The organism is Streptomyces sp. NPDC003036 (assembly GCF_040611175.1).
GTDB lineage: Bacteria > Actinomycetota > Actinomycetes > Streptomycetales > Streptomycetaceae > Streptomyces.
This window is the reverse complement of sequence record NZ_JBEXNO010000030.1, coordinates 81,074-91,226: the sequence shown is the minus strand read 5'-3', so window position 1 is coordinate 91,226 and position 10,153 is coordinate 81,074. Positions and strand designations below refer to the sequence as shown.

The window sequence follows — 10,153 nt, the reverse complement described above, 5'->3', positions numbered from 1 at the left end:
CCGACCACCCCGGCACCGCACTCGTCGAGATCTACCAGAACTGCAACATCTTCAACGACGGCGCCTTCGACGCCCTCAAAGACAAGCAGCAGGCCGAAGAAGCCGTCATCCGCCTCGAACACGGACAACCCATCCGCTTCGGCCCCGACAACACCAAGGGCGTCGTACGCGACACCACCACCGGCGACCTCACCGTCGTCACCATCACACCCGAGAACGAAGCCCACGTCCTCGTCCACGACGCCCGCAACCCCAGCCCCACCACCGCCTTCGCCCTCTCCCGCCTCGCCGACCCCGACACACTCCACCACACCCCCATCGGCGTCTTCCGCAGCGTCGACCGCCCCGTCTACGACACCCAGATGACCGACCAACTCGACACCGCCATCGAACGCAAGGGCAAAGGCGACCTCGCCGCACTCCTCGCCGGCGGCGACACCTGGACGGTCGTCGGGTAGAGCACCAGGCGGGCACCGGCGTCGCGGTGCACGGAGTCAGGGGCGTCCTCCCGAGGGCGCCCCTCCTTCTTTGCTCGCGCACGCGCCGAGTTCGTACGCCACGTCGTACGTCATGAGCGTCTCGCAGTACGGACATGACAGGGCGCCCCGCCCGGCGTTACCTTTCTTCAGCAGGCCAGGGCAGGGCAGGGCGGTCGGGACAGGAGGCGGTCAATGGCGGCGGCGAAGAGCGGTGGCGGCGATCAGCGGGCGGGGCTCCTCTACGGGATCGGGGCCTACGGCATGTGGGGCCTGGTCCCCCTCTTCTGGCCGCTGCTGAAGCCCTCGGGCGCCATCGAGATCCTGGCCCACCGGATGGTGTGGTCGCTGGCCGTCGTCGGCATCGCCCTGCTGGCACTGCGCCGCTGGGGCTGGGTGCGCGAACTGCTGCGGCAGCCGCGCAAGCTCGGTCTCATAGCGATCGCCGCGTCCGTGATCACCGTCAACTGGGGCCTGTACATCTGGTCCGTGAACACGGGTCATGTGGTGGAGGCGTCCCTCGGCTACTTCATCAACCCGCTCGTCACCATCGCCATGGGCGTCCTGCTCCTCAAGGAGCGGCTGCGGCCCGCCCAGTGGGCGGCGGTCGGCACCGGCTTCGCGGCGGTGGTGGTCCTGACCTTCGGGTACGGGCGGCCGCCGTGGATCTCGCTGACGCTCGCCTTCTCGTTCGCGGTGTACGGCCTGGTGAAAAAGAAGGTCAACCTCGGGGGCGTGGAGTCGCTGGCCGCCGAGACGGCGATCCAGTTCCTTCCGGCGATGGCGTACCTGGTGTGGCTCGGCTCCCAGGGCTCGCTCACGTTCGGGGCCGAGGGCGCGGGGCACGCGGCGCTGCTCGCCGCGACGGGCGTGGTCACCGCCGCGCCGCTGGTCTGCTTCGGCGCGGCGGCGATACGGGTACCGCTGTCGACGCTGGGGCTGCTGCAGTACTTGGCGCCGGTGTTCCAGTTCCTGCTCGGGGTCGCGTACTTCCACGAGGCGATGCCGCCGGAGCGGTGGGCGGGCTTCTCGTTGGTGTGGCTGGCGCTGACGATCCTGACGTGGGACGCGCTGCGGACGTCGCGGCGGACTCGGGCGGAGGCGCTCCGCTTGGCGAAGGCGGCCGCGACGGCGGCGCGGGTGCCCGAGGAGCGGATTGCCGAGGACCGGATTGCCGAGGAGCGGATTCCCGAGGAGCGGGCGCCGCGGCTCTGAGTGTCCGTAGTGGGATCCGGCCGGTGTCCGGCATCCGGACGACGCGTGCGACACGGCGGGGCGGTGCCGCGCCACGTCGAGCTTCCGGGAGCGAGTGGCGCGTGACGCGCGGGCCGACCGTCACAACGGCCCCGCGACCGACGGGGACGTAAACCGTCCGGTCATCGAACACCTGTGTCCGGAACACTCTCTTGACGACGAGTCAACATCTCGCTGACCATTCAGCACGCACACCGCACCAGAAGCTCCAACGCCCCGCGCCTCCATGGCCGCGGGGCGTCTCGCACGTTCCGTTCCCATCCCCGTACGGAATCCCCGGAGCCCCCACATGAACCTCTCCAGAGGAACCGCCGCGGCCGCCGCGGCACTCGCCGTCGCCGGGCTGATAGCCACGGCGGCCCCCGCCACCTCGGCCCCGCCGACGGCCGCCGCCACCGCCGCTTCCGCTGCTGCCGCCGCCGCGCCCGACATACCCGTCGCCAACGTCAAGGCGCACCTCGCCCAGTTCCAGTCCATAGCCACCGCCAACGGCGGCAACCGCGCCCACGGCCGACCCGGCTACAAGGCATCGATCGACTACGTCAAGGGCAAGCTGGACGCCGCCGGATTCACCACCACCGTCCAGCAGTTCACGTACAACGGCACCACCGGCTACAACCTCATCGCCGACTGGCCCGGCGGCGACGCCAACCAGGTCCTGATGGCCGGAGCCCACCTCGACTCCGTCTCCTCCGGCGCCGGTATCAACGACAACGGCTCCGGTTCCGCCGCCGTCCTGGAGGCCGCGCTCGCCGTCTCCCGCGCCCAGTACAAGCCCGCGAAGCACCTGCGCTTCGCCTGGTGGGGCGCGGAGGAACTCGGCCTCGTCGGCTCGAAGTACCACGTCAACAACCTGCCGACCACCGAGCGCGCCAAGATCGCGGGCTACCTCAACTTCGACATGATCGGGTCGCCAAACCCCGGCTACTTCGTCTACGACGACGACCCGACGATCGAGAAGACCTTCAAGGACTACTTCGCCGGGCTCGGCGTGCCCACCGAGATCGAGACCGAGGGCGACGGCCGCTCCGACCACGCCGCGTTCAAGAACGTCGGCATCCCGGTCGGCGGGCTGTTCACCGGTGCGAGCCGTACGAAGACGAGCGCGCAGGCGCAGAAGTGGGGCGGCACCGCCGGTCAGGCCTTCGACCGCTGCTACCACTCCTCCTGCGACACCACGTCCAACATCAACGACACGGCGCTCGACCGGAACAGCGACGCGCTGGCGCACGCCGTGTGGACGCTGTCCGCCGGGACGACGCCGCCGCCGACCGGTGACACGTACGAGAACACCGCGGACGTCGCCATCCCGGACAACGGCGCGGCCGTGACCTCGACGGTCACCGTCGCCGGCCGCACCGGCAACGCCCCGGCCGCGCTGCGCGTCGGCGTCGACGTCGTCCACACCTGGCGCGGGGACGTGGTGCTCGACCTCCTCGCCCCGGACGGCACGGCGTACCGCCTGAAGAACTCCAGCTCCTCCGACTCGGCGGACAACATCCAGGCGACGTACACAGTGGACGCGTCGAGCGAGGCGGCGAACGGGGCCTGGAAGCTGCGGGCCCAGGACGTGGCCGCCCAGGACACCGGCTACATCAACGCCTTCCGGCTCACGTTCTGAGACGCTGAGGCGCTGAGCGCTGAGGCGCTGAGCGCTGAGGCGCTGAGGCGTCTGAAGCAGCGGTGACCGTACGTGGGTGGTGGGGCCCGCCACCCACGTACGGCCCGGCCGTACGGCGCGGCCGTACAGCCCCGCGCTCGCGGTTACTTCTCGCCGTTGGCCACGGCGACCAGCTTCTCCGGGGTGACCGCACCCGCGTACAGCTGGCCGTCGTCCGTCAGCAGGGCGTTCACCAGGCGGGTCTTGAAGACGGTGCCGGAGCCGAACTTGCCCGAGACCTTGTCGCCCAGGGCGTCCAGGAACGCACCCGCCTCCGCCGGTACGTCCTCCTTCGCCGGTACCCCCTTGCCGCCCGGGGTGTTCAGCCGGGCCACGGTCGTCCAGCCCTCCCCGATGACCTCGAGGCCGCCCCCGACATCGGCGAAGTCCTTCGCGAACTCCTCCGGAGCCTTCTCCAGCCCCGGCTCCAGCCCCGGCTTCTGCGCCTCCTCCGGCGCCTCCGTGACCTTCGCGTCCTTCGGGAGTGCGAACGTCGACGCCGCCGGCGTACCGAAGTCGACCTTCGTGAAGCCCGCGTCGATCGCCGCCTTGCCGCCGTCGCTCGGCGTGAGCGTGAACTTCAGCGGCACGCCCTTCTCCGCGTCCACCGCCACCCTGATCGAGCCGATCGTCGAGCCCGAGTCGCTCTGCTTCGGCTTGATGAGCAGCTGGTACGCGTCGCGCCCGGCGATCCGGGTCGTACCGTCGACCGTCACCGAGGTCGTGTCGTCGACCGCCTTGAGCGCCTGGTCGGCGAGGTCCTTGGGAGTGGCCGGGACCTCGGGCTCATGGGCGTCACCCGCACCTGTCTCGGTGGAGTGGACCGCCTCCTTCGACGCACCGTCGTACGCCCAGACGTCGTCCCCGTTGCGTATCAGGCTGTACTCGGCGGCGTCGTTCACGAAGGTCAGCCGCTGCTTGTCGGGGCCGTCCGCCGCCACCCTCAGGGTGTGCGTGCCCGAGGCGAGCTCCATGAGCTTCCCGCCCTCATCGCCGCCGGGCCCGCCGAGTCCGCCGAGCGAGGGGAGCCCCAGGTCGGCGGTGACCTTCACCGTGCCCGACAGGCGCTCCACGTCCGAGGCGGCGATCTTCTCCACCAGCTGCTGTGCCGTGATCTCCGGCAGTTCGGGGTCCCCGGCCGCCGCGAGCGCCGGGACGAGCCCGATCGTCGCCGCCGCCACCCCCGCCACCGCGACCGGAACGGCGTACCGCGCCATGGTCCGGCGCCTCGCGCCGTCGTTCGGTGCGCTGTCGTTCGGTGCCATGTGTGCCTACCTCCGTGGTCAGCGATCCATCTGGTATCCATCTGACCAAGGCGGCACCCGTGAAGGCGTCAGCCCGCGGGCTCGACTTCCGTACTGCTGAAGGATGACCCGGACCCTGAGAGCCCCGGGACAGGCCCTAGCCCGCCCGGTGCACCACCAGGTCGCACAGCTCCTCCAGCGCCGCCTTCGCGGTGCGGTCGGGCAGCGGCGCCAGCAGCGCCCGCGCCTCCTGCGCGTACCGGATGGTGTCCCGGCGCGCCAGCTCCAGCGCCGGGTGGACGCGCAGCCGGCGCAGCGCCTCCGCGTGCCGGTCGTCGTCCGTGAGGTCGCTGTCCAGCAGCGCCACCAGCTCGTGGTCCGCCGCCTCGCCGGAGGCCGCCGCCATGGCACGCAGGTGCAGCACCGGCAGCGTGGCGATTCCCTCGCGCAGGTCGGTGCCGGGCGTCTTGCCGGACTCGTGGGAGTCGGAGGCGATGTCCAGCAGGTCGTCGGCGAGCTGGAAGGCGACGCCGAGGCGCTCGCCGTACTGCGTGAGGATGTCGACGACCCGCTCGTCGGCGCCCGACATCATCGCGCCGAAGCGGCCCGAGACGGCGATCAGCGAGCCGGTCTTGCCGGCGATGACGTCGAGGTAGTGCTCGACGGGGTCGCGCCCGTCGCGCGGGCCGGCCGTTTCCAGGATCTGTCCGGTGACCAGGCGTTCGAAGGCCTCCGCCTGGATGCGTACGGCCTCCGGCCCGAGATCCGCCAGGATGTGTGAGGCGCGCGCGAAGAGGAAGTCACCCGTGAGGACGGCGACCGAGTTGCCCCAGCGGGCGTTGGCGCTGGGCACCCCGCGCCGCACGTCGGCCTCGTCCATGACGTCGTCGTGGTACAGCGTCGCCAGGTGCGTGAGCTCGACCACGACGGCCGAGGGCACGACCCCGGGGGCGTGCGGATCGCCGAACTGCGCGGCGAGCATCACGAGCAGCGGACGGAAGCGCTTGCCCCCGGCCCGTACGAGGTGCTGGGCGGCCTCCGTGATGAACGGCACGTCACTCTTGCAGGCATCGAGGAGCCCTGCCTCGACCGCCGCCAATCCGGTCTGGACATCGGCTTCAAGAGCCTGGTCCCGCACGCTCAGCCCGAACGGCCCGACTGCGGTCACGAGGGGATCTCCTGTCTGCTGACGATCACACGGATTGTCGATGTGTCGCTGGATTCACTCAAGTCAGCGTATCCGGTCGGCTTTCGATCACCATGGGCGCCTTCCCGCCACCCCCGGTATGTTCGGGATGGGTAGATTTGCCAGGCAATATGCGGTTTTTTCGGACCTCGTGAGGCCTCTCCATGCGCTTCCGCACCTCCTTCCCGTACGAGACGACCCACGAGGACGTCCGGATCGCGCTGCCCGACAGCACCCGCCTGTACGGCCGGGTCTGGCGCCCGCTGACGGACGAACCGGTGCCCGCGCTCCTGGAGTACGCGCCCGACCGGCTGACCGACGCGACCGCCGCCCGCGACGCGCAGCGCCACCCCTGGTACGCGGGCCACGGCTACGCCTCGGTACGGGTGGACGCGCGCGGGTACGGCAACAGCGAGGGGGTACCGGGCGGCGGCGCACACGACCTCGCGGACGGCCTCGCGGACGACCTCGCGGAGGAGATCGACGAGGTCGACGAGGTCGTGGTCCTCAACTGGCTCGCGGACCAGCCGTGGTGCAGCGGCCGCGTCGGCATGATCGGCATCGGCCCCGGCGCGCACACCGCCCTCCGCGTCGCCGCGCTCGCCCCGACCCCAGGCCCGCTCGGCGCGGTGGTCGCCGTCTGCGCCGAGGACACCTCGCATGGTCACGGCCACAGCCACGGCTACAGCCACAGCCACAGCCACAGCCGCAGCGCCCGGCTCGCCCGCGCCGCCTGCCCGCCGGACCCGCACCACGTCGGCGACCTGTGGCGGGAGATGTGGCTGGCCCGCCTGGAGGCGCTGGACCCGTCCGCCGAGCACACCCACCTCCCCTACGAACCGGAAGCCATCGCCGTACCCGTCCTCGCCGTCGCCGGCCGGCACGCGCCGCACCGCGACACCGTGCTGCGGCTCGTGGAGCGCCTGCCGCGCGCCCGGGTGCGCGGGATCCTGGGGCCCTGGCCGTACGCGTACCCGGATCAGGACCTGCCGCCCGGGCCGGCGATCGGCTTCCTCCAGGAGACCCTGCGCTGGTGGGACCACCACCTCAAGGGCGTCACCAACGACGTCATGGCCGAGCCGCTCCTGCGCTCCTGGATCAGCTCCTCCCACCGGCCCGCGACCGCGCCGCCCGAGCTGCCGGGCCGCTGGGTGGGCGACGACGCCTGGCCGTCCCCGCGGGTCACGCCGGTCGCGTACGCGCTCCAGGGCCCGCCCGTCCTCGTCCGCTCGCCGCTCCACACGGGCCTGGACGGCGGGCGGCCGGTCCCCCGCGGCGGCGACGCCGACCTGCCGCCCGACCAGCGCGCCGACGACGCCTGCTCGGCCTGCTTCGACTTCCCCGTACCGGAGGACGGCCCGCCGGTCGAGATCCTCGGCCGCCCCCGGGTCACCCTGGCCGTGCGCCCGCACGGGCCCACCGCGCAGGTGATCGCCCGGCTCTGCGACGTCGCGCCCGGCGGCGCTTCGACCCTCATCGCCCGCGGCACCGACGAAGGCGGGGCCACGGGCACAGGCAATGACAACGGAAACAACAGCAGCACCGCGTACGTCTTCGACCTGAGCCACACCGCCCACTCCTTCGCGCCCGGCCATCGCGTACGGCTCGCGGTCTCGTCCGCGTACTGGCCCATGGTCCGGCCGCACCCGGAGGCCGCGGGCTTCACGCTCGACCCGGTCGGCAGCGCCCTCGAACTCCCCCTGCGCGCCCCGACGGGCAGCGATGAGACGGCCTTCGAACCGCCGGAACAGGCCGAGCAGCTCGGCGTCAGCCACCCCGCCACCCTCGACGAGGCGCAGCGCCCCGCGCTGCTGCTCGTCCGGGACGTCGCCCGGGGCGAGTGGCGGCTGGAGGCGGACACCCCTCCGGAAGGCGGTGGCGGTGGCGGTACGCGCGTCCACCCCGACGGCCTCGAATTCACCGAGGACGCCGTGCAGACGTACACCCTCACCGACGGCGACCCGCTGTCCGCCCGCAGCCGCTCAGAGTGGAAGATCCGCTTCCACCGCCCGGACCCGGAGCAGCTCTGGAACGTCACCGTCGACACCCGCTCCGAGACCGCCTGCGAGGCCGGCGGGCCTGTCACCACCGACGAGGTGATGGGCGCGGAAGGCCCGGAAGTCCTCTTCCACCGCACCTGGGTCACACGCGTTGGCCGTACGGCCGGATGATCACCACGGCACCGTCGTAACGTGTCCCCCACACCCGTGGAAAGCGAGGCAAGCACCGATGCCCGAGCAGTCCGAGCAGCACAGCCCGCTCGACCTGGCCGAAGGCGACCCCTTCGGTCCGCACAACCTCCCGTACGGCGTCTTCAGCACCCCCGACGAGCCCGGCCGCCGCCGCCTCGGCGTCCGCGTCGGCGACCACGTCCTGGACGCGGGCGCGGCGGCCCACGCGCTGGGCTCGCCGTACGCGGCGCTGCTCGCGCAGCCCAGCCTGAACCCGCTGCTCGCCGCGGGCCGCACCGCCTGGCGCGACGTCCGCCGGGCCCTGACCGCCTGGGTCACCGTGCCGGCGCACCGGGCGGACATCGAGCCCCTGCTGCACCCGCTGGCGGACGTCACGCTCCACCTGCCGTACGAGGTCGCGGACTACGTCGACTTCTACGCCTCCGAGCACCACGCCACCAACGTCGGCCGGATGTTCCGCCCGGACGGCGAGCCGCTCACGCCCAACTGGAAGCACCTGCCGATCGGTTACCACGGCCGCTCCGGCACCGTCGTGGTCTCCGGCACCGAGATCACGCGGCCCTCCGGCCAGCGCAAGGCCCCCGCCGACCCGGCGCCGGTCTTCGGGCCGTCCGTGAAGCTGGACATCGAGGCCGAGGTCGGCTTCCTCGTCGGTACGCCGTCCGGGCTGGGCGAGCCGGTCGGGCTCGGCGACTTCCGCGACCACGTCTTCGGGCTGACGCTCCTCAACGACTGGTCGGCGCGCGACATCCAGGCGTGGGAGTACGTGCCGCTGGGCCCCTTCCTGGGCAAGTCCTTCGCCACGTCCGTGTCCGCCTGGGTCACGCCGCTGGAGGCGCTGGACGCCGCCCGCGTCGCGCCGCCCGCGCGGGACTTCCCGCTCCTGCCGTACCTGGACGACAGCGCCGAGGAGGAGCCGGGCGGCTTCGAGCTGCACATCACGGTACGGATCAACGGCGAGGTCGTCGCCGAGCCGCCGTTCGCCACGATGTACTGGACGGCCGCCCAGCAGCTGGCCCACATGACCGTCAACGGCGCCTCACTCCGTACGGGAGACCTGTACGGCTCCGGCACGGTCAGCGGCCCCGAGGTCCACCAGCGCGGCTCGCTGCTGGAGCTCACCTGGAACGGCCAGGAGCCGATCGAACTGTCCGCCGGAAAGCGGACGTTCCTGGAGGACGGCGACGAGGTCACGATCACCGCGTGGGCGCCGGGCCCGGACGGCGTGAAGGTCGCGCTGGGCGAGGTGACGGGCCACATCGCCCCCGCCCGCTAGACGACCAGTCGGCTAAGCGGCCCGCCACAGGGCCGGTACGGCGGGCGGCTCCCAGCCCGGCTGGGCGGTGTGGGTCTGGAGGCAGACGTAACCGCGCCCGCCGTACGTGACCCTGGCACCCGGCTGGTACGTGGTGCCCGCCGCCCAGGTGCCGCCCGGGTCGGGCGGCGTCGGGCCGGGCCCGGGCCCCGGGTCCTGCGGCACCTCCAGGACGAAGTCGAACGCCGCCTCCCGCGCGCCGCCCGTGTCGCGCACCGCCATGAGGAGGCGCGGGTCGAAGAGGGCGTCGGTGGTGTTGCGCGGCTCGCCCGGGAAGTACAGCTGCGTGGTGAGCACGGGCCGCCCGGGCGCCTGCACCTTGACGTGGAGGTGCCGGGTCCGGCCCGGGTAGAGGCCCGGCACGATGGTGGAGAGCGTGAACGCGCCCCGGGCGTCCGTGAACTGGTGGCCGCGGAAGCGGAAGCCGGTGTTGTCGTACGCGCCGTTGACGTCCGCCTGCCAGAAGTCCAGCAGGGCGCCGCTGACGGGGCGGCAGGCGAGACCGAAGACGTACCCGCTGACCGTGAGCCGGACGCCGGGGGTGCCCGGCTCCAGCAGGGAGGTGCGGCGCGGCGAGTTCGGCTTGAAGTACGGGCCCTCCATCTGAGGCGGGGTCGGGTCGTCGCCGTCGTCGCAGGCGGGGGTCGGTTCGGGGGCGGCCGCCGTGCCGGCGGAGGCCGTCATGGTGCGGGCCAGGGCGGGTACGCCCATCAGCGCGGCGGGCGCGGTGATTCCGGCGGCGACCGCGGCGCGCAGCACCGCCTTGCGGCTGGGGCGTCCGGGGATCTGTTCCATGCCTGCTCCTCCTCGTGGGGGGCGGTCGGGG

7 protein-coding genes and 1 pseudogene are annotated in these 10,153 nt (G+C 72.4%); 5 read left to right on the top strand and 3 right to left on the bottom strand.

All coding sequences use genetic code 11. The features are described 5' to 3' along the window. The 3 genes and pseudogenes from ABZX67_RS22405 to ABZX67_RS22395 form a co-directional block, all read left to right on the top strand. A pseudogene (locus tag ABZX67_RS22405) lies at window positions 1-458 on the top strand (2-oxoacid:ferredoxin oxidoreductase subunit beta); the annotation flags it as partial. 213 nt (window positions 459-671) lie between these two features. After that, window positions 672-1,691, top strand: coding sequence for an EamA family transporter RarD (gene rarD / locus ABZX67_RS22400; protein WP_355362832.1), 1,020 nt, complete (start codon window positions 672-674; stop codon window positions 1,689-1,691). A gap of 328 nt (window positions 1,692-2,019) precedes the next feature. Beyond that, window positions 2,020-3,351, top strand: coding sequence for a M28 family peptidase (locus ABZX67_RS22395; RefSeq protein ID WP_355362830.1), 1,332 nt, complete (start codon window positions 2,020-2,022; stop codon window positions 3,349-3,351). 143 nt (window positions 3,352-3,494) lie between these two features. Here the strand turns inward: ABZX67_RS22395 and ABZX67_RS22390 are convergent, their stop codons facing one another. Together ABZX67_RS22390 and ABZX67_RS22385 are read right to left on the bottom strand one after the other, a co-directional pair. Then, window positions 3,495-4,655 carry a sigma-E factor regulatory protein RseB domain-containing protein gene (locus ABZX67_RS22390; RefSeq protein WP_355362828.1) on the bottom strand — a complete coding sequence of 387 codons (1,161 nt, stop codon included), beginning with the start codon at window positions 4,653-4,655 and terminating at the stop codon, window positions 3,495-3,497. 136 nt (window positions 4,656-4,791) lie between these two features. Continuing rightward, a complete protein-coding gene (locus ABZX67_RS22385) occupies window positions 4,792-5,802 on the bottom strand; it encodes a polyprenyl synthetase family protein (protein WP_355362826.1) in 1,011 nt (336 codons plus the stop codon). 182 nt (window positions 5,803-5,984) lie between these two features. Between ABZX67_RS22385 and ABZX67_RS22380 the strand changes: the two genes are divergently transcribed. Continuing rightward, a complete protein-coding gene (locus tag ABZX67_RS22380; protein ID WP_355362824.1) occupies window positions 5,985-7,991 on the top strand; it encodes a CocE/NonD family hydrolase in 2,007 nt (668 codons plus the stop codon). A gap of 58 nt (window positions 7,992-8,049) precedes the next feature. After that, complete coding sequence (gene fahA, locus ABZX67_RS22375; protein ID WP_355362822.1) at window positions 8,050-9,288, top strand: fumarylacetoacetase; 1,239 nt, start codon at window positions 8,050-8,052, stop codon at window positions 9,286-9,288. A gap of 12 nt (window positions 9,289-9,300) precedes the next feature. Here the strand turns inward: fahA and ABZX67_RS22370 are convergent, their stop codons facing one another. Further along, the gene (locus tag ABZX67_RS22370; protein ID WP_355362820.1) at window positions 9,301-10,122 is read right to left on the bottom strand and encodes a carbohydrate-binding protein; all 822 of its coding nucleotides are present in this window, start codon (window positions 10,120-10,122) and stop codon (window positions 9,301-9,303) included. Window positions 10,123-10,153: the final 31 nt, after the last annotated feature.

Bases quoted from the DNA above. Each gene is read 5' to 3' on its own strand.
- rarD (WP_355362832.1), top strand. From the start codon at position 672: ATGGCGGCGGCGAAGAGCGGTGGCGGCGATCAGCGGGCGGGGCTCCTC.
- ABZX67_RS22395 (WP_355362830.1), top strand. From the start codon at position 2,020: ATGAACCTCTCCAGAGGAACCGCCGCGGCCGCCGCGGCACTCGCCGTC.
- ABZX67_RS22390 (WP_355362828.1), bottom strand. From the start codon at position 4,655: ATGGCACCGAACGACAGCGCACCGAACGACGGCGCGAGGCGCCGGACC.
- ABZX67_RS22380 (WP_355362824.1), top strand. From the start codon at position 5,985: ATGCGCTTCCGCACCTCCTTCCCGTACGAGACGACCCACGAGGACGTC.
- fahA (WP_355362822.1), top strand. From the start codon at position 8,050: ATGCCCGAGCAGTCCGAGCAGCACAGCCCGCTCGACCTGGCCGAAGGC.
- ABZX67_RS22370 (WP_355362820.1), bottom strand. From the start codon at position 10,122: ATGGAACAGATCCCCGGACGCCCCAGCCGCAAGGCGGTGCTGCGCGCC.